Annotated in this window: 14 protein-coding genes; 3 read left to right on the top strand and 11 right to left on the bottom strand. The window is 68.4% G+C overall.

The features are described 5' to 3' along the window. Window positions 1-86: 86 nt before the first annotated feature. The 8 genes from EJV47_RS05725 to EJV47_RS05690 all read right to left on the bottom strand — a co-directional run bounded on the left by EJV47_RS05725 (window position 87) and on the right by EJV47_RS05690 (window position 8,930). Entirely contained in the window at window positions 87-926 is an 840-nt protein-coding gene (locus EJV47_RS05725) for an amidohydrolase family protein (RefSeq protein WP_126692167.1), read from the bottom strand. 12 nt (window positions 927-938) lie between these two features. Then, on the bottom strand, window positions 939-1,484 hold the full coding sequence (locus EJV47_RS05720) for a hypothetical protein (RefSeq protein WP_126692166.1): 546 nt from the start codon (window positions 1,482-1,484) through the stop codon (window positions 939-941). A gap of 79 nt (window positions 1,485-1,563) precedes the next feature. Next, complete coding sequence (locus tag EJV47_RS05715; RefSeq protein WP_126692165.1) at window positions 1,564-2,337, bottom strand: hypothetical protein; 774 nt, start codon at window positions 2,335-2,337, stop codon at window positions 1,564-1,566. Beyond that, window positions 2,334-3,452 carry an aminotransferase class I/II-fold pyridoxal phosphate-dependent enzyme gene (locus EJV47_RS05710; RefSeq protein ID WP_126692164.1) on the bottom strand — a complete coding sequence of 373 codons (1,119 nt, stop codon included), beginning with the start codon at window positions 3,450-3,452 and terminating at the stop codon, window positions 2,334-2,336. Before EJV47_RS05710 ends, EJV47_RS05715 begins: the two co-directional genes overlap by 4 nt. Before the next feature lie 151 nt (window positions 3,453-3,603). After that, window positions 3,604-5,637, bottom strand: a complete 2,034-nt coding sequence (locus tag EJV47_RS05705) for a hypothetical protein (RefSeq protein WP_126692163.1) — start codon at window positions 5,635-5,637, stop codon at window positions 3,604-3,606. Further along, window positions 5,615-6,961, bottom strand: coding sequence for a hypothetical protein (locus tag EJV47_RS05700; protein WP_126692162.1), 1,347 nt, complete (start codon window positions 6,959-6,961; stop codon window positions 5,615-5,617). Before EJV47_RS05700 ends, EJV47_RS05705 begins: the two co-directional genes overlap by 23 nt. 10 nt (window positions 6,962-6,971) lie before the next feature. After that, on the bottom strand, window positions 6,972-7,697 hold the full coding sequence (locus EJV47_RS05695; RefSeq protein WP_126692161.1) for a hypothetical protein: 726 nt from the start codon (window positions 7,695-7,697) through the stop codon (window positions 6,972-6,974). A 327-nt stretch (window positions 7,698-8,024) separates the two neighbouring features. Next, window positions 8,025-8,930: a hypothetical protein gene (locus tag EJV47_RS05690; RefSeq protein ID WP_126692160.1), complete on the bottom strand. Its 906-nt coding sequence runs from the start codon at window positions 8,928-8,930 to the stop codon at window positions 8,025-8,027. Between the two features lie 462 nt (window positions 8,931-9,392). On the opposite strand from EJV47_RS05690, the gene EJV47_RS05685 reads away from it, so the two are divergent. The 3 genes from EJV47_RS05685 to EJV47_RS05675 all read left to right on the top strand — a co-directional run bounded on the left by EJV47_RS05685 (window position 9,393) and on the right by EJV47_RS05675 (window position 15,532). Next, on the top strand, window positions 9,393-9,830 hold the full coding sequence (locus EJV47_RS05685; RefSeq protein ID WP_126692159.1) for a MarR family winged helix-turn-helix transcriptional regulator: 438 nt from the start codon (window positions 9,393-9,395) through the stop codon (window positions 9,828-9,830). A gap of 171 nt (window positions 9,831-10,001) precedes the next feature. Further along, window positions 10,002-12,473 (top strand): TonB-dependent receptor, encoded by a 2,472-nt coding sequence (locus tag EJV47_RS05680; RefSeq protein WP_126692158.1) that lies wholly within the window; start codon window positions 10,002-10,004, stop codon window positions 12,471-12,473. A 506-nt stretch (window positions 12,474-12,979) separates the two neighbouring features. Continuing rightward, a complete protein-coding gene (locus tag EJV47_RS05675) occupies window positions 12,980-15,532 on the top strand; it encodes a TonB-dependent receptor (protein ID WP_126692157.1) in 2,553 nt (850 codons plus the stop codon). 239 nt (window positions 15,533-15,771) lie between these two features. On the opposite strand, the gene EJV47_RS05670 is transcribed toward EJV47_RS05675, so the two are convergent. The 3 genes from EJV47_RS05670 to EJV47_RS05660 all read right to left on the bottom strand — a co-directional run bounded on the left by EJV47_RS05670 (window position 15,772) and on the right by EJV47_RS05660 (window position 19,468). Continuing rightward, window positions 15,772-16,287 carry a hypothetical protein gene (locus tag EJV47_RS05670; protein ID WP_126692156.1) on the bottom strand — a complete coding sequence of 172 codons (516 nt, stop codon included), beginning with the start codon at window positions 16,285-16,287 and terminating at the stop codon, window positions 15,772-15,774. Window positions 16,288-16,294: 7 nt separating this feature from the next. Next, entirely contained in the window at window positions 16,295-18,961 is a 2,667-nt protein-coding gene (locus tag EJV47_RS05665) for a TonB-dependent receptor (protein ID WP_126692155.1), read from the bottom strand. A gap of 147 nt (window positions 18,962-19,108) precedes the next feature. Beyond that, the gene (locus EJV47_RS05660) at window positions 19,109-19,468 is read right to left on the bottom strand and encodes a winged helix-turn-helix domain-containing protein (protein WP_126692154.1); all 360 of its coding nucleotides are present in this window, start codon (window positions 19,466-19,468) and stop codon (window positions 19,109-19,111) included. Window positions 19,469-19,606: the final 138 nt, after the last annotated feature.

Genomic DNA, 19,606 nt, shown 5'->3' with positions numbered 1-19,606 from the left:
CCGGCGCCGCCCGTACGGCTCGATAACGGCCGCTTGCCACAACGAACCACCGACTCAGCAGCCCGGCGGCGGCCCGCTTGCTTCGCTCAGCCCTCTTCCCGCGGCCCCAGCAGCCACGGGTCGCGCCACTGCTGACTGAAGCTGGCGTCGGCCGTGACGGCGACGCGGCGGGCTACGGCGGGTAGCGGGGCGGGGCGCACCTGGCCGATAAGCCGGAGCAGGTTGCCGGACAGGACTTTTTCGGCGTCTTCGACGGGCAGGTGCAGAGCCTGAATTTTGGCCAGCTCCACGCCAGGGTGCAGCCAGGGGCCGTCGGAGCCGAAGAGGAACTTGTGGGCGCCCACGCGGCGCACGGCCCGCTGCAGGATATCGAAGCGGCGCACCCCGGAGGTGTCGGTGTAGATGTTGGGGAAGCGGGCCAGCTGGTCGGTGAGCTGGGTCTGGGCCCGCCAGTCGTCGGAAAACGAGCCCAGGTGCGGGATGATGAAATTCACGTCGGGGTACTGCTCGCCCAGCAGCTCCACCACGCTGGTTTCGCCCACCACGTCGTAGAGCACCGGCAAGCGGAAGGCGCGGGCCACGTCGCAGATTTCGCGGCTGAGGCGGGCGTCGTAGCGGTGGCACTTGATGCCGCAGAAGCCGTACTGCTGCACGGCCGTCTGCACCATGCTTAGGATGCGGCCCCGGTCGCGCTGAGCGTGCACGAAGGCAAAGCCGTAGAACCGCTCGGGGCGCTGCTGCACCAGCGCGGCCACCTGCCGGTTGGCGGCGGCGTAATCGGAGTGAAAGGCGGCGAAGAGCACGGTGCGCTGAATGCCGGCCTCGGCGGCCCACTGCAGGTAGGGCCGCAGCGGGGCGTCGGTGTCCCAGGGGCCGGTCAGCCCGTCGCCCTTGCCGGCGTGGCAGTGGCAGTCGATGATGAGCATGGCGGTGGCGGCTTAGCGGTACGGCCCGGTTCGGCGGGGCTCCCCGGTGCTGGGGCGGGCCGGCCGCACCACCGGGGGCCAGCCCGGGGGGCTGGCGTTGTACGGGTCGACGCCGCCGCTGACGGGCTGGTTGAGGGCGTCGCGCAGGGCTTTTTCGGCCAGCTTCTTCTTAACCCAGTCGGCCGCCCGGCTGAACATGCCCTCCCCTGCCAGGGCCGTTTCGCCCAGCAGCTCGTCGAGCAAATTCGGGGCGGCGGCTTCGGCGGCCGGCGGGGCGGCGCGGCCCAGCGTTTGCACCCGCAGGCGCGCATCGAGCCCGGCGGGGCGCAGAAACTGCCGCAGCGCGGCGTGTCCGGCCGGGCTCAGGGGCGCCGGGGTGAGCAGCAGCAGGCTGCGGATGCGCCCGGCAAAGCCCGCCTCGGTGGCGGCCCGCTGCCGCAGCCACTGCATCAGCTGCCGCTCGGGCGGCGCGGCGGCGCGCAGGGGCAGGCGCAGCGCGGGCCCTTGCCGGGGGTACACTACCGCCACGGCGGTTTCAGGAGTTGGATTAGGCGACATGGTAGCAAAGACTTAGGTGGACGATAATTGGCGCGGCGGGCCACCGGCGCGGCGGGCCACCGGCACTACCGGCTGCAGCTCAGCGGCTGGGCACGCGCACCGGTTGCGCCCCCGCCGCCGCCAGCTGCCGGGCCGACTGCATGACCAGCTGATAGGCCTCGGCGGGCGACTTGCCGGCGGCGCGCAGGGCGTAGTAGGCTTTCAGATCCTCGAAACCCTGGCTGGGCGTGGCCGGCAGCCGGCCCGGGCCGCGGGCGGCCACCGTCACGCCGCCGGTTTTTTCGCGCAGGTCCCGGCCGCGGTAGCCGCGGTTGAGGTGGCGCTGCACGGCGGAGGCGCGGCGGTGCTGGGCCTCGGTGAAGCCCGGCACGCCCTGCTGCATAGCCACGGCCGCCTGGTGGTTGGGGTTGGTGCGCCGCGCATCTCCACTCCCGTAGCTGCCCGACTGGTGGATGTGGTGCCCGCGCACCCGGCGGTAGGGCCCCACCAGCTCCTGCTCCGCCTCGCCCAGCAACACTTCCAGCGCCGAAGCGGGCGGGCTGGCGGCCTGGAGTCGGCAGCCGCAGGCCCCACTGCCGGCCAGTTCGGCGCCCACGATGCGCAGCTTGCCGGCCAATTGCCAGCGGCTCAGAAACTGGCGCAGCGCCTGCCGGCAATCCGGGCACGGGGCCCGGCCCGCCACCAGCAGGATGCTGCGCACCCGCAGCGGAAAGCCGGGGTTGGCGGCCAGCTGGCCATTGAACCAGCTGATGAACTGGTTTTCGGGGGCTTCCGGCCGCAGCGGCACGCGCAGCGTCTGGCCCAGAGTGGTGTACACGGTGGCGCGGGGCGCCCCGGAAGTCAGCATGTTCATGGCGAAATCAGCGGGTTAGCGGGGGTGAGAAGCCAGTCGGTGCCGCGGGCGAGGCGCACAACGGCGCGGGCGGCGGCCTGCACGGCGGCCGGGGGGTGGTCGGCGCGCAGGCAAAAGGCCAGCGCCGGCTGGTCGGGCCGGGGGCCGGCGAGCAGCAGGGCGTGGTGGCCCTGCTGCCGCAGCTGCTGGTGCAGGGCCAGGGCGGCCGAGGCGCGGACCGGGCGCAGCGTCTGCACCGGAAACGGCCCGCCGAAGGCGCTCAGGCCACCCGCCGCCAGCGTCTGCCGAAACAGCTGCACCAGTCCGCTCAGCCGCTGCCGGGCGGCTGAGCCGCAGCGGGCGTCGTGGTGCAGGGCCTCGGCGGCGGCCCAGGCGTGCAGCTCCGATACCGGGCTGGTGTGCACCCGCACCTCGCTGCGGCGGCGGTACTGCGCTATCAGCGGCGCCGGGCCGGCCAGCACCGCCACCGGCACGCCCAGCCCCTTGCCCAGGGAAGTGACGGTGAGCAGCTGCGGCCCCTGCCCTTCCGCCGCCGGGGGTCTGAGGCCCGCCCAGGGCAGGCTGCCGCCCCCGCCGTAGCCCAGCGGCTGCCGGTCATCGGGCCGGGTGCCGAGCACGCCGAAGGCCTGGGTGTCGTCGATTAGCAGCACGGCGCCGGGAAAGGGCCGCAGCAGCTGCTGGTAGCGGGCCAGCGGGGCTGGGGCGTGGGCCGGGGTGCGCCAGCCGTCGGTGAGCAGCCAGGGCGTGAGGCCCTGCTGGGCGCAGCGGTGCAGCAGCCGGGGCAGCGCGGCGGGCCGGTCGGGGTCGAAGGCGTGCACGGGGCGGCCTTGCAGCAGGGCGCGCAGCGTGCCCCAGCGGCCCACCGGGTACAGGCCCTCGTCGAGCAGCACGGCGCCCCGCGGGGGCAGCAGGGTCAGCACGTCGCAGAACAGGTGCAGGCTGGAGGGCGCCAGCACGCCGGCGTCGAGGCCCTGGCGCCGTGCCACCTCCCGGGCCACCCAGCGGTGCCCCGCCGGCTCGTGCAGGGCCGCCGGCCGCCCCGAGGTCAGCGGCAGCCCGGCGGGCCACGGCACAGCGCGGGCGCCCAGGTAGAGCGCGGAAGTGAAGTCGGCCACGGGGCGTGAAGTCAAGTCAGGTGACCTACACAGAACGTCATGCCGAGCGCAGCCGGGGCATCTCGCGCGCTGACGCCGGATAGTAACTCAAGGATTGTTTTTACTATCCGGCAAGATGCCTCGACTTCGCTCGGCATGACGCTCTGGAAACTCAATACAGCTCCCGCCGCACCGGGGCGGCCGCGGCGGGCACCACGGGCACGCCGGTGGCCAGGCGGGCCGGGGCGGGCGGGGCCAGGGCGGGGCGGCCGGCGCGCAGCTGGCTTTGCTGAATGGCTACCTGCCGCTCGATGAGCTGGGCGGGCTGCAGGTACCGGTCCTCGTTACTGGGCACCGATACGCGGGCGTCCACCACGTCGGAGGCCAGGTCGACGCCCGTCACGGCCTTGTAGGCGTGGATGTAGCGCTGAATTTCCTCGCGCCAGTAGTAGGCCCAGTTGGCGGCGTTGGTGGCGCCCACCGTGGGCGAGTTCCAGCTGCCGTAGCGGATGCTCAGCAGCAGCTGCTCCCCGAAGGCGCCCAGGTCGTGGAAGTGCGAGACGTTGGTGGGGTTCCAGCCCTGCAGCTGCTTCATGTTGTCGACGCGGTCCATCCAGGCTTCCTGGTAGGGCACCATGATGCGCCCGCCCAGAAACTCGCGCACCTCGGGCCGGGCCAGCAGCCACTGCTGCATCAGCATTTCGGCGCGGGCCGTCCAGGGCAGGTCGCCGTACTGGTTGTGGGCGCCCTCGGCCAGCATCAGGTGCACCTCGCGCAGGTGGTTGAGGATGGGAAAGCCGTCGGGAATGACGGTGGTGAAGTTGGCCTGCTGGAAAAATTCCACCGCCGCCCGCAGCAGGGAGTGGAAGCCGCGCAGAAAGAACGTGCGGTGCTCGGCCACGGGAATCGACTGCACGGCCCGCCCAATGAGGGAAATACCGTACTCGTACTGGTACTCCAGGTTGCGGCGGTTCAGCGTGAGGCGGTTGCGCTCATCCTCGATGTAGCCCCACACCAGGTTGTTCAGGGGCCGCAGCGGGTCCACGTTCAGGTTGGCCAAGGGGTCGGGGCCGGGGCCGGCGCGGCGCACGTTCTGGAAGCGCAGGCACAGCGCGTTCATCGTCTGCACCAGCCCGCCCTCCTCGTGCCAGTACGACCAGATCAGCTCCATCAGCGGCGGGGCGGTGAGCTTGGACTTCAGAATGCCGTAGCACAGGTCGTAGTTGCCAATGCCGCGGAGCTTGCCCAGGTCCTTGAAGTCCTTGAGCGGCACTTCCTTAAGCTTCTCGCGAATGACTTTGAAGTAGGGCAGCACCCGGCCTTCCTCGTCTTCGAGCTGCTCCAGGTAATTGTCGCGCAGCTTGCTCATGCTCACCTTGCCGGGGCCCAGGCGCCGGGGCTCGTCGGGGTAGCGGCTGGGGGGCAGCTGGTTGAGGTTGCCGCCGCTGGCATCCAGCGCCTCGGGGGCCAGGCCGGCTTCCTGCATCAGGTACAGCTCGGTGGCGTGCTTGAGCATGGCGTAGGAGGCCAGCCGGTTGAAGGGCAGAAAGTAGGCGTTGCGCCCCGTCATGCCGCCGGCGTACAGCTGCTGGCTTTCGGGGCTTTTCACGCAGAGCACGTTGTCGACAAAGGCGCGGTAGCGGGTAAAGTCGATGGTGCGGTGGCGGATCAGGGACCAGAGCGGCTGGTCGGTGGTTTCCTCGCGGCCGGCCTCGTTCAGGGTCACGCGCACGGGCTTTTCCTCCTGCTCGGCCACCACCAGCTTGATGGGCCCGAAGTCCAGCGGCTCGGGGAAGTTGCCCTGGCCTTTGTCGGGCCAGTACGGGTTCAGCGGGGCCAGCAGGCCGCGCACGTTGTAAGTGCCCGCGTCGTCCCAGCTGTTTACCTGCCAGTGCAGGGTGGCGTGGCTGCGGCCGGCCAGGTTGTCGGGCAGCTGGGTGGGCGTGATGTGCAGGAAGTACTGCCCGCCGGCCACCCTATCGTCGGGGTCCAGCTCGAAGTCCCCGTTGGCGTGGATGCGGTAGCGGTATTTCAGCTCCAGGGCGCGGTCGGTGCTCAGGTTGTCGAAGACGAGCAGCAGCGCGCCCTCGTGCGCCAGCTGCGCGTCCAGGGCCCGCTCCTGCGGGTCGGTGCTCAGCTCCAGGGTCAGGATGGAATGGTCGCCCAAGGACACCTGCGCGGCGTCAATGCTTAGTTCGCGGTTCATGGATTCCAGAGTCGGTTAAGAGTGAGGAAAGGGGCGGCGCGGCCACCGGGGGCGGCGGGGCGCCGTGGTTGCGGGCCCGGTTCAGGGCCCAGCGGGTCAGCAGGCGGGTGAGCAGCTCGTATTCCTGTTCGGCCGTCAGCCGCCCGTCGGCCTTGGCCTGCCCGATGACGGCAAACACCAGCGAGGGGGCACTTTTTTCGCGCGCCGCGGGCTGCTGCTGCCACTGCTCGAACAGGCTTTGCAGGCGCGCGGGCTGCCGCTCGGCCACCGGAAAGGCCTCGCGCACCCGCCGCCCGCGCAGGGCCCGGGGCCGGTGCTCCAGCACGAGCCGGGCGAAGTCGGGCAGGGCGGCCTGCAGCTGCCCGAGGAGCTGCTGCTTGTCGGCGGGCAGCTCGGTGGGCGGGTACAGGGCCTCCCACTGCTCGTCCAGGGCGTCCCATTGCGGGTGCGGAAACAGCTGCCGCCCCAGCATCAGGCTGATTTTGACCCGAATCCAGGGGAACGGGTGCGGCCCGTCGGTGCCGATGCGGAACACAAAGTAGCTGGGCAAACTCACCACGCTCATCAGCCCGTAGGTGGCCGCAATGCCCAGGTGGGCCACCGCCCAGCAGTCCGACAGAATTTCGTTGAGCCAGCGCTGGTAGAGCTTCCACACCACCTGCCCGGCGGGCTCCAGGCCCTCCAGGTGCTTATCGATTTCGGCCCGGATGGACGTGGTCAGCTCCAGCAGCTCGGAGCCCTGGTGGCCCACTTCGTGGATGAGCGAAGAGGCAATACCGCTGCCCACCATCCTTTCGCGTGGTATCTGGATGACGCCGACGGGGTTCTGGTCGCCGCCGGGCAGGCGGGTGCGGGCCCGGCGGATGGCCGCCCCGTGCCCGCGCTCCAGAAAGCAGATCAGCGGGGGCGGGTCGTAGTAGCGGCCGGGCAGGCACAGGGCGTCTTCGGCCAGCACATCGAGGCCGGCCATCCAGATGCCGGTGCCGTGCTCCCCGCGCTGACTGAGCACGTCGGCGAAGATGTCGACCTGGTCGAGCAGGTTGTTGAAGCGCATCTTCAGCAGCACGAAGCGCGCCTGCGTCCGGGCCGCCGAGTGCTGCTGGCTTTCCGGCTCCTTCAGCCAGCCGACGAAGCCCAGCAGCTGGTCGCGCAAATCGAAAGCCACGCGGGCCAGGTGCTCGTTGATGGCCCGCTGCGCCGCCCCCGACACGGCCGCGGCCGGCACCATGGGCGTGCTCAGCATAAAGGAGCGCACCGTTTGCAGGCGGCTGAGCAAGCTCAGGGCCTCGTTGGCCAGAAACCGGGTATCGGCGGCGCGGCGCATGGCCCGGGGCTCACAGCTGAATGATGAGGGTGCGCCCCTGCCGCGTCCAGGTGCCGCTGCGGGCCCGCAGCGGCCCGCCCCCGCCGTAGTCGGGCCCCCCGAAGCGGCCGCCTACCGGGCGCAGCAGACCGGGCGCGTACTGCCGGGCGGCGCCGGTGAGGGCCTGCCGGGCCAGCTGCTGGGGCGGCTGCCCGCCCTGCTGCCGGTACAGCCCGGCGCCGCGGCGGGCGGCCCCGTGGGCAAAGCGCACGTAGGCGCGGGCGGTTTCAAACTCCTGGTCCTCGGGGCTGAGGCCTTCCAGCTCCAGCTCAAACAGGTTGCTGGCCGCCGCCCCCAGCTTGCTGCCAATCATGCCGCCCACCGGGCCGCCTACGAAGGTGCCCAGCGCCCCGGCCGCAATGGGCAGGGCCTTTTTGGCTACCGTCTTGAGCACCCCGCCGATGGTGCGCCCCACCGAGGAGCGGGCGAAGTTGCCGATGGCCCGGCCGGCGCCCTTGATGAGCTTGCCCAGAAACTGGTTTAGCTCCTCCTCGCTCTGCACGCTCAGCAGCTCGTGGGCCAGCTCCATTTCCTGGGTCTCGGTCAGCTCCCCGCTCAGCTCGTAGGCCGATTCGCCGTTGTTCATTTCGCCCATGAACTCGGGGTTGAACTCGTAGGCGCTTTCCTGGCCGAAGCCGCCTTCCTGCTGCTGGCCGAGCGCCTGCTCGAATTCCAGCTCAAACTCGTTGTTGTACATGTCGGTAGATGGGTTGGAAGAAGAGTTGAAAGAAGTTCTGGTTGGGTGTAGGAGCTGGCCGCGAAGGGCGTGGTGGACGGCGCGCCGGTAATCGTCTGTCATCCTGAGGCGCAGCCGAAGGACCTTCCTCAAGCCCTGCATTGCCGTTAAGTCCAGGCGCAGAAGCTCTGAAGGCAGCAGCGCCCTTTTCAGTTGACGCGAGCAAGCGTGGGCACTTCGTAGGCAGTGGCGGTGCAGGGTTCGAGGAAGGTCCTTCGGCTGCGCCTCAGGATGACGTTCTGATTTCCCCGTTCTGCCCGTGCTCTGCCCATGCCCGGCGCCCCCGCCTCAGGCCCCGTACAGCACGATGCTGTTGCCGCGGCGCACCCAGGAGCCGCGGTTGCGCCGGCCGCCCAGGCCGCCGGCGCCGCTCATTAGGCCGGGCGCGTGCAGCGGGGCCGCCGAAATGAGCACCTGCTTGCCCAGGGCCGCAATGCTGATGCCCGGGTTCTGCCGGGTAATCTGGCTGGCCCGGCGCGTCACGTCGCCGGCGAAGCGCACAAAGGAGCGGGCAATTTCCAGCTCCTGGTTTTCGGGGCTCAGCGCCTCCAGCTCCAGCCCAAACACGCGCTGGGCGTTGGAGGCCAGCCAGTCGCCGGCCTGGGTGCCGGCCCACTGCCCGGCTTTCGAGCCGGCCCAGCTGCCGGCCCGCGTGCCCAGGGCCGTGCCGAGGCGCGCCCCGGTAGCCCCGAGCCGCCCGCCCACGGCTGCGCCCAGCCGCCCGCCCAACGAGCCGCCGGCCTTGCCGCCCGCCTGCGTGGCCAGCTGGGGCAGGGTGTTCTTGCCGAAGTTCACCAGGTACTGGCCCACGCTCTTGCCCGCCGGCGACGCCACGAAGCGCGACGCCGCCCCGGCCGCCGCGCCCGCCGCCTTTTGCATCAGCGCCCCCAGAAACTGGTTCAGCTCCTGCTCGTTGCTGACTTCCAGCAGCTGGTAGGCCATTTCCAGCTCCTGCTGCTGCGGACTCTCAAACATTTCCTGGCTGCCGAAGCCGCCTTCCTGGGCGTACTCCTGCCCGAACTCCTGGCCCAGCTCCTGCCCGTACTCGTTGCTAAACTCCTGGCCAAATTCCTGGCCCAGCTCCTCCCGGCCGTACTCGTCCTGGGCGCCCAGCTCGTAGCCGGTTTCGTACTCGCCGGCCAGCAGGCCCGGCCCGGATTCCATTTCCTGCAGCGTCCGATCAATGTGGTGCATGACTGACAAGGGGTTTAGGGTGAAGACTCTCTGCCCTCCCCGGTTTTCAAACCCGGTGCCAGTCGGGCAAACCGCGTTTTTGGCTCTTCTGACGCGGTAGCCCCCGAAATCCGTTTCGGATTTCGCCCGCTTTCCCATTTCGGACGAAATCCATTTCACCCCAGTGCGGCCCGGCTACGCCCACACCGGACAACCCCGCCGGCAAGACCGAACACTGTGTCCGGTTCTGGACAGCTTTTGATAGGCCTCGACTTCGACAAGCTGCATCAATCACCTATCAATCAAACAGTTACCAAATTGGCATCGTCCTTGGCTATCTAAGCTCTGAATCCGGGGCTCTCCGCCAAAACCGGACAAGCCGCCCCGGCCCCCGCTCCTGCTTGCCAGCTTCCCCGCTCAAAATTTCCGCGCCCCTGCAACTTCTATGACATGTCATAGTCTTTCGCCCAAACCGCCTCCACCGTGCTTTCCTCCATCATTTTCTACTCGCTCGACCGGGCCATCCGCAGCTACCGGCGCATGGCCCAGGCCACCATCGACCGGGCGGGCCTCGACATCACCATCGACCAGTGGCTGGTGCTGCGGGTGCTGCTGGAGCACGACGACCTGACCCAGCACGACATTGCCGAGCGCGTGTTCAAGGACCAGGCTTCGGTGGCCCGCATCCTGGCTTTGCTCACCCGCCGCGGCCTCGTGTCGGCCGTGCCCCTGCCCCACGACGGGCGCCGCTCCCAGCTGCGCGTGACCGAAGAGGGCCACCGCATCCTCGACGCGGTGCAGCCCATCGTGCTGCAAAACCGCGCCCTGGCCCTGGCCGGCGTCAGCGAGGAGGAGCTGGCCCTGCTGCGGCCCGTGCTGGAGCGCATCGCCCTGAACTGCACCCCTACCCCGGGCCCCTGATTTCCCCCCGTGGCGCGCCGCCACGCGCTTTTTCAACCTGACCTTTTGAAAATACGAAAACGTTCGTACGTTTACTACGAATTTGTTCGTAAGACAACATTCACCCTGCGCGGCCGGCCGCTGGCCCAGCCCCTGCTTTTCTCCCTGCCCTTGTTCCAGCCTTTCTCAGCTATGAAAACTTCTTACTCCCTGCCGCGCACCGCTCTGCTCCTGCTCTCGGGCCTGGGGCTGACGCCAGCCGTTTTTGCCCAGGCCCCGACTGCCGTGGGCGGGGCGGTGCGCACCGCCGCCGGCGCCCCCGTCGACTACGCCACCGTGACCCTGCACCGCGCCAAGGACTCCACCGTCGTTAAGACCGAGTTCAGCGACGAGAAGGGGCAGTTTCAGTTTGAGCAGGCGACCGGCGGGCAGTACCTGGTGTCGGCTTCGCAGGTGGGCTTTGAGCGGCAATGGTCGCGGGCCTTTGAGCTGGGCGCCGAGCGGGTGACGCTGCCGGCCCTGACGCTGACGGCCAGCCAAGCCACCCAGCTCAAGGAGGTGCAGGTGGTGGGCCAGAAACCGCAGTTTGAGCGCCTGGCCGACCGCACCGTGGTGAACGTGGAAAACTCCCCGCTTTCGGCCGGCAACACCTCCCTGGACGTGCTGCGCCGCTCGCCGGGCGTGACGGTGGACGGCAACGACAACCTGGCTTTGCGCGGCCGGCAGGGCCTGCTGGTGCTCATCGACGGCAAGCGGCAGCCCATGACCGGCACGGAGCTGGCCGACTACCTGCGCGCCCTGCCCGCCGACCAGGTGAAGAACATCGAGCTGATAACCAACCCGCCGGCCAAGTACGACGCCCAGGGCGGGGCCGGCATCATTGCCATCAATCTGAAAAAGGACCAGAAGCTGGGCACCAACGGCTCCTACAACATCAGCTACGGCTACGGGCGCTACGGCAAGCTCACGACGGGCCTGACGCTGAACCACCGCCGCAAAAACCTGAACGTGTTCGGCAACTACACCTTTGCCGACCGCCGCAACTGGAACGCGCTGACCATCAACCGGGAGTTTTACCGCTCCGAGGGCGGGCAGAAAATCCTGGACAGCCGCTCGTTTCTCGACAACGAGGGCGTCGGCCACGGCCGCTCCCACGCCTGGAAAGCCGGCCTCGACTACAACCTCTCGGAGCGTACCGTGCTGGGCGTGGTGGCCAACGGCCTGGCCCTGAAAACCGACAGCCGGGGCCGCAACGACGTGGAATCGTACGCGGCCGACGGGCGCCTGACGGAGCGGTACCAGTCGGTGAACCTGCGCGACGGGGATTTGCCCAACTACGCGCTCAACGCCAACTTCCGCCACACCTTCCAGGACTCCCTGGGCCAGCACGAGCTGACGGCCGACGCCGACTACGCCCGCTACGATTCGCGCCGCGGCCAGCTGCTCGACACGCGCTACACCCGGCCGGCCGAACTGCTGGACCGCCTCACCAGCGACCAGCGCAACGACCTCACCATCCAGTCGGTGAAGGCCGACTACACCCGGCCGCTGAGCAAGACCGCCCGGCTGGAGGCGGGCAGCAAAGTCAGCTGGGTGCTGTCGGACAACGACCTGCTGTTTATGAAGCCGGTCCGCACCGGCGCCATCGACGAGCTGGTGCGCGACCCGGACCGCTCCAACCGCTTCCGCTACGACGAAAACATCATTGCCGGCTACGTGAGCGTGAGCAAAACCCTGCCGCAGTGGACGCTGCAGGCCGGCCTGCGCGGGGAGCAGACCAACGCCATCGGCCGGCCCGAGGCCGACTCGGGCCGCTTCGACCGGCACTACTTCCAGCTGTTTCCCTCGGCCGCTGTAAAGCACAGCTTTTCGGACAAAAACGAGACGAGCCTGTCGCTGAGCCGCCGCATCGACCGGCCCTCCTACGGGCAGCTGAACCCCTTCCGCAGCTACATCAACCCGACCACCTACGGGGCGGGCAACCAGGATTTGCTGCCGCAGACCAGCTACAACTTTGAGCTGACCCACACCTTCCGCCAGAAGTACAGCGTGGGGCTGAGCTACGCCATTACCACCAACCCCATCGTGGGCACGGTGCAGCCGGCGCCGGAGGGCGGGCAGGCGGTGGTATCGACCACGGATAACCTGGACCGGCAGTACAACTACGCCCTGACCCTGACCGCGCCGGTGGAAATAGCCAAGTGGTGGAACGTGTACCTGAACGGGGTGGCCTACTACAGCCGCTTCGTGGGCAACCTGGCCGGCACCCAGCTGAACGCCGGCCGCCCGGCCTTTAACCTCAGCGCCAACAGCACCTTCGTGCTGGGCCACGACTGGAAGGCCGACCTCAACGCCAACTACGACTCGCCCAACCGTTACGCCTACTTCGTGGGGCGCGGGCAGGGGCAGGTGTCGGTGGGCGTGCAGAAGGCGCTGTGGCACAACAAAGCCACGGTGAAGCTGAACGCCACGGACATCTTCTTCACCAACAAAACCCGCTCGACGGTGGCCTTCGACAACTACGGGGAGCGGTTTTTCCAGCGTTACGAGTCGCGGGTGGTGACGCTGTCGCTGAGCTACCGCTTCGGCAACGACAAGGTGGCGCAGAGCAAGCGTCGCGGCGGCGGGGCCGAGGATGAGAAGCGCCGGGCCGGCGGCAACTAAGGCCGGCTCCGCGTGCATGGTGGCCGTCAAAACCGGAGGTGAGGCTACGCGGGATGCGGCCTCACCTCCTGCTTTTTCGAGTTCTATAGCAGTTTCCTGCGCAGGAAGTCATTAGCCAACTATAGCGTTTTCAAGAACGGCGCCGCTGGAATGTAGCGCGGGCTTCAGCCCGCGTACGCTTGAACGACACCGACCTGGCGTACGCGGGCTGAAGCCCGCGCTACATCGTTCGGGAAGCCCAACGACTTCTGCCGGACAAAATTTTTACTTACTACAAATCAATAGATTAAGCTATATACGAAAATATTCGTTGATAATATGCAACGGGGCTGATGCTTACTGGTCTTTGTGCTGAATTCGGCCCGCGGCGCCGTCCCGCCCCAGTCCGCGCCGCGCAAATTCTCCCCGCCCTTTCCGGTAACCTTTTCGCCCTCGGTCAGTGACCATGCGCGAGTTGCCGACCAGATTATACGAAAACATTCGTACCACCGTCACCCCGACCAGCGATGACAACACCGACTACCTTTCTCCGGCTTTCGGCGCCCGCGACGGGCCGCCGCGCGGGCCTGGCCCTGGGCCTGCTGCTGACGGCCGCGGCCCCCTTGGCGGCGCAGACCACGGCGGCCCCGGGCGCGGCTACGGCCAAGGCGGCGGGCCGCATCACGGGCGTGGTGCAGAACGCGGCCAGCAAGCAGGCGGTGGAGTTTGCCACGGTGGCCCTGCTGGCGGCCGGCTCGGAAAAAGCCGTGCTGGCCGGCGCCTGCGACGAGAAAGGTGAGTTTGTGCTGGCCAATGTGCCGGTGGGCGAGTACACGCTGGCGGTGAGCTTCGTGGGCTACCAGCCGCAGCGGGTGGCGGTGACGGTGACGGCCGCCCAGCCCGCGGTGCAGCTGCCGCCGGTGCTGCTGGCCGCGGCCACCACCCAGCTGGGCGAGGTGAAGGTGACCGGGGAGCGGGAGCTGGTGGAAAGCAAGGTGGACCGCCTCGTCTACAACGCCGAAAAGGACCTGACCAACTCGGGCGGCACCGCGGCCGACGTGCTGCAGAAGGCCCCGCTGCTGACCGTGGACCTGGAGGGCAACCTGCAGCTGCGCGGCTCCTCGAACATCCGGGTGCTCATCAACGGCAAGCCCTCCACTCTGCTGGCCACCAACCTGGCCGAGGCGCTCAAGCAGATTCCGGCCGACCAGATTAAGTCGGTGGAAGTCATTACCAGCCCTTCAGCCAAGTACGACGCCGAAGGCACGGCGGGCGTGGTGAACATCATTCTGAAAAAGAACAACCTGGAGGGCCTGAACGGCAACACCAACGTCGGCATCAGCAACCGCAACGCCTACATCGGGGGCAACCTGAACCGGCGCCGCGGCAAGCTGGGCCTTAGCAGCGGCCTGGGCGTGAACCCGTTCTATAACCTGGCCCGCAACGTGACGCGCCGCACCGACTACCTCTCCGACAACACCCAGAGCCAGCTGGACCAGTCCGGGCGCTTCACCAATATGGGCTGGGGCACCTGGGGGCAGCTGGGCCTCGACTACGACCTGACGCCCAAGGACGTGCTCAGCTTCGGGGTGCAGGGCAACTACCGCGGCTTCGTGAACGACCGCACGCAGGCCACCGACTACCGCCTGTTTCGCACCGACGACGGCACGCCGCTGCTCATCGACGACTACGACCGCGCCATCGACACGCGCGACCATAATGGCAACGTGGACGTGAACCTGGGCTACACCAAGCAGTTCACCAAGCCCCGGCAGGAGCTGAGTTTGCTGGGCCTCTACAGCCTGAACGTGGGGCGGCAGCGCTACCAGCTCGACCAGACGCGGGCCGAGTTCCTGGACTACCGCGAGCAGGCCCGCAACGACAACCGCAACCGCGAAATCACCCTGCAGGCCGACTACGTGCAGCCCCTCGACAGCACCCAGACGCTGGAAACGGGCCTGAAAACCATCCTGCGCCACGTCGACAGCGACTACCGCGTGGAGGCCGACACCGTGCTGGACGGGCGGGGCTACCGGCCGGTGCCGCTGCGCTCCAACGAATTCGGCTACGACCAGGACGTGTACGCCGGCTACGCTTCCTACGGCTTCGCGCTGGGCAAGAAGTGGAACTTCAAGGGCGGCACCCGCCTGGAGCACACGCGCATCGTGGGCGAGTTCCGCAGCACCGGCACGCAGCTGCGCACCGCCTACACCAACCTGGCGCCCAACCTGCAGGCCTCCTGGACCATCACGCCCGACCACACGCTGAAGGCCAGCTACTCGCGGCGCATTCAGCGGCCGGGCATCTGGTTTCTGAACCCCTACATCAACTCGGCCGACCGGCGCAACGTCTCGTCGGGCAACCCGAACCTGGACGCGGAGCTGACCGATGCCTACGAGCTGAGCTACGTGACCTTCATCAAGAAAAGCTCGGTGACGTTTTCGGGCTACTGGCGGCAGACCAACAACGCCATCGAGAGCGTGGCCCGGCTGGTGCCCGGCTCGGAGCTGCTGGCCACGCCCGACACGACGCGCATCCTGTACACGACCTACCGCAACCTGGCCCGGAACTCGAACTACGGCCTCTCCGCCTTCGGCTCCACCAAGCTCACGCCCAAGTGGAACATCAGCGGCAACGTGAACGTGTACTGGCGGCAGGTGAGCAGCCCGGCGCTGGGCCTGTCGAACGGCGGGACGATGTTCAACCTGAACCTGAACTCGGGCTGGCAGTTCGAGAAAGGCTGGAGCGCGCAGTTCTTCGGCTACTTCAACTCCCGGCAGGTGACCTTGCAGGGCCGCGCCTCGGGCTACCGCGTCTACAGCCTGGGGGCTAAAAAGGAGTTCTGGGATAAGAAAGCCAACATCGTGGTGTCGGTCATCAACCCCTTCAACGGCAAGCTGGCCTTCCGCAACGAGCTGACCTCGCCGCGCTTCGACTACGAGAACAACTCGTACTTCTACAACCGGCAGATCCGCGTGAGCTTCTTCTACCGCTTCGGCAAAATGGACAACGGCCCGAGCCGCCCCAAGAAGAGCATCCAGAACGACGACCAGAAGCAGGGCGGCGGCAGCAACGGCTAGCCGCCCGCCCCTAGCAGCCCCACGGCCCGTCGAGGCCAGGCTACCGGCAATGCGCCCCGAGTACGGTGAGTGAAGTGAGAAACCCGCACCTACCCCCGACGCAACGACCATTTGGTGAGTGAAGTGAGAAGCATACACCAGTCCGGTAGCCCGGCTTCGACGGGCCCTGCGAAAAGCCGGCCACTGACGCGCTTATTGCCGTCGGGGGCCGGCTTTTCCGTTGCCACGGGCAGCGTAACCTATGCGCTGCTGTTCACGCTGACTTCCTCCCAGCTCCGCCGGCTTAGGTTCAGCTGCACGTTAAAGTAACAGTCGCCACCGTCCGACACCTGGATGACGGTCTGCTTCCAACGCGTGTCGGACGCTTCGCACAGCCAGTTCACCCAGACGAGCTTCTCCCCCGCCGGGGTGACGACGGCCAGCAGCTGCCGCTTGTAACCGTTCGGGTTCAGCGGCGGGCCGGTGTAGCCGTGCTGCCGCTGATAGGCGTTCCAGGCCGCCACGCTCTGCCGCAGCAGCGAATCGACCAGGGCCAAATCCCGGGGTGTCAGCTCAAGGTGGGTGGCGTCGCCAAACCGCGCCTTCCGGTCGTCCCAGTAGAAGTACTCGTTGGTCTTGTCGTAGGACAGGATGGCTACGGTGTCCTGGTCGGGCGGCGGCGCGGCTTCGGTGGTTACCGGGGCAGTCAACGCGGGCTTTTCGGCGCGGCAGGCCGCTATTACACCCAGTATTACCAGTCCGCAGCAGTAGCGCATTGCTTTATCAGTTCAGCCCGTACGTCACCGTAAGGTAGTACAGGCCGCCGATGCTCGGGCCGCCGAGGTAGGACGCGTAGTAGCGGTTGAGCAGGTTGGTGGCGCCGAGCTTCAGGCGCAGGTCGGGCTGCTTCACGGCGTAGCTCAGCTGGGCGTCGAGGGTGTGATAGGCGGGCACGTAGCCCGACACCAGGAAGGTCTGGGAGTAGTAGCGCTGCTGCCAGCGGTAGTTCAGCCCGAAGCCCAGGCCGTGGGGCAGTTCATCGTGGCCCAGGCTGAGGTTGTAGATCCAGCGCGGGGTGTTGAAGCCGTCTTCCAGCCCGTCGCCCGACTCGGTGCGGCGCAGGCGGGCGTGGGTGGCGTTGGCCCCGGCCAGCAGGCCCGCGGGCAGCTCGTAGCGCAGGCCCACGGAGCCGCCGAAGTTGCTCACCTGGCTCTGGGAGTTGGTCCAGAGGCGGTAGCGGGCCTGGGTGGCGCGGGCATTCAGGGCTGTAGCCACGGTATTGATAGACGCGTCGGGGCCGAGGGGCTGGCCGGCAGCATCCAGGGGCACGTAGGCTTCCACCTGGGCAATGAAGTCGCGGTAGCGGTTGTAGTAGAAGTCCACGTCGACGAGCAGGCGGCCGCCGGGCAGCAGGGCCGCCTTGTAGCCCAGCTCCAGGGAGCGGATAAACTCGGGCCGCAGGTAAGTGTAGGGGTTCGGGCGCAGCAGGCTTTGGTTGTTGAGGATGGCCACGCGCCGCTTCTCGGCCGCCGAGGCCCCGCTGGCGTCGGCGTTGATGGCGGCCGTGACGGCGGCGTTGAACTGGTCGATGCTGCTGCGCAGGTAGCTGCTTTCGAACACCCCGCTCGACATCACCCGCAGCCCGCCGATGCGCTTGACCTGCCCGCTGTTCACGTTCGAAAAGCCCTCGAACAGACTGGGGAAGCGGTAGCCGCTCTGGTAGCTCAGCCGGAAGTGGTGCCGGGGCGTGGGCGACAGCACCGCCGTCAGGCGCGGATTGAACCGGGTGCGGAAGTAGTCGTTCTTGTCGGCGCGCAGGGTGGCGGTGAGGCGCAGGCGCTGCTGCCAGAGCCGCGCCCCAGCCTGCACGAAGCCGCCGGTCTTGCCGTACACCAGCGGGCTGAACTGGTCCTGGCCCGGCCGGGGGTTGATGAAGTAATTGCCGTCGGGCTGGATGACGTAGCTGCGGTGGTCGAGGCCGGCGCGCAGGTCCACAGCGCCGGGCAGCGCGGGCCACAGCTGCTGGCGTAGCGCCCGGGCCACATCCAGCTGCGTCTCGGCGTGCAGCAGGTCGGCGCGCACGCGCAGGGCCGCACCCTGGTCCCAGTTGTTGATGTCGGCCAGCTCCCGCAGCCGGGCCTCAAACGCGGGCGTGCCGGGCTGCAGGCGGCCGGCGTCGGCGGCCGTGCGGGCGGCGGCGTGGGCCGCGGGCACCGACTGCCCGGCCTGGGTGGCGGCGTTCCAGGCCGCGGCGTAGTCCTGGTACCACTGCGCGTCGGGCTTGAAGCTGCGGTCGAGGTTTTCGGCGGCGGAGCGCAGGTTGTAGCTGCGGCCGGTGTTTTCGCGGGTGAAGTAGGCGCGGGCCTGCAGCACCGGCGTGGTCAGGGCCAGCGCGTGCTGCTGCAGGGTATAGCCGTCGAGGCGGAAGCGGTTGGAGCGTTGGTACACGTTGTCGAGGCCGGCCACGCGGTAGGTGTAGGCCAGCTCCACGCCGGTACGCGGGCGAAAGTGCAGAGCGGCGTCGGCCCGCAGGTTGCGCAGGCGGTAGTCCACCACCTCCGCCTCCCGGTAGCCGGTGCGGGCCACGGCGTAGCTTTTGCCGCCCAGCGTGAGGGTGGTGCGGTTGGAGGATTCGTTGCCGTAGCCGCTGACCGGGTCGTAGGCCGGGTTCGTAGGCCCACCGGGCAGCCCGGCCGAGGCGTTGCCCTGGGCGTAGAGGTCGGTCGGGTCGTCGGCCACCCAGTCGTAGCCGCGGGTGTAGCCGCCGTTGACCTTGAACGCCCACTTCGCGCCCAGCCGCCGGGCGTAGCGCAGGCTGGTTTCGGAGAACAGCCGGCCCCCGCGGCCGGCGCCGCCCAGGTGGTTCACGCCGGTCTTCTGCTGCAGGCTCAGCCCCTCCGAGTCGAAGGGGTTGCGGGTGGTGAAGTTGGCCAGCCCGTTGATGGCATTCAGCCCGTAGAGCGCGGCGGCAGTGCCCGGCAAGATTTCCACCGCCTGAATGTCCAAATCATTTGGTCCAAGCGCGTTGCCAATCGGCCCGCCGATGTGCGGGGCCTGGTTGTCCACCCCGTCGACGAGCTGGGCGAAGCGCACATTGGTGGTGTTGGTGAAGCCCCGGGCGTTGATGACCTTGAAGCCCAGGCTGGGCGTAATAACCTGCACGCCCTTCACGGCCTCGATGGCGTCGAAAAACGAGGGCGCCGGTGTCAGGCGCAACGCCCGGGGCCCTAGCTTCTCCACCGTCACCGGCGACTGAAGGATGCTTTCTTCCACCCGGGAGGCCGTCACCACCACCTCGCCCAGGCCGATGGGGGCGCGCCGGGCCGTGTCGGGCGCGGCGGCGGGGCGGGCGGACGGCGCGGTGGTCTGGGCCCGCGCGGCGGCGGGCGGCAGGACGGCCAAACAGGACACGACGGCCACGGGCCGCAACCAGCGTAAGGGTAAAGGCATGCACCGAGCGGTTAGAGGAGCGCGGCGGCGCCGTCCGCGCAGACGGCGCCGGGAAGCCGAGCCAGCCTTGCCCGCCCTCAGATGGCCGGCGGGCCAGCCCGTTGTTTCCGAGCCGACATAACGCAGCCTGGTCGCCGGGGTTGCCCTTTAGCCGCGCAGCCGCGCCGTTTCGGCCTCCACGAAGGCCTGAAACCGCGCCTGCAGCGCATCGAACTCCGCCACGGCCTGCTCGCCGGCGGCCGTAAGCCGGGCGCCGCCGCCCTGGGGCCCGCCGGTCTGGGTACTCACCAGCGGCTCCCGGGCCTGCGCGTTCATGGAGCTAACCAGCTCCCAGGCCCGCTTGTAGGACATATTCATGGCCTGCGCGGCCTTGGAAATCGAGCCCAGCCGCTGAATGTGCTGCAGCAGCTCCAGCCGGCCGATGCCGAGAAACCGGTCCTGGGGGCCTTCAATCCACAGGCGGCCGTTGACGCGGAAGCTGGCGGGGTCGGGTAAAATCGAATGCATACGCTTAGGTGGGGTGTGGCCGCAAGATACTCCGCCCCGGGGCCCCGCACCGCCGGCGGCCCCACCCGGCCGGGGCGGCAGCCCCTAAACAATTGAACCGCTGATGCAATCCTGGTGTAGCGGCCGGCGTCTATATTA

It is taken from the genome of Hymenobacter gummosus (assembly GCF_003970915.1).
GTDB lineage: Bacteria > Bacteroidota > Bacteroidia > Cytophagales > Hymenobacteraceae > Solirubrum > Solirubrum gummosum.
This window is presented reverse-complemented; position numbering and strand designations above follow the sequence as displayed.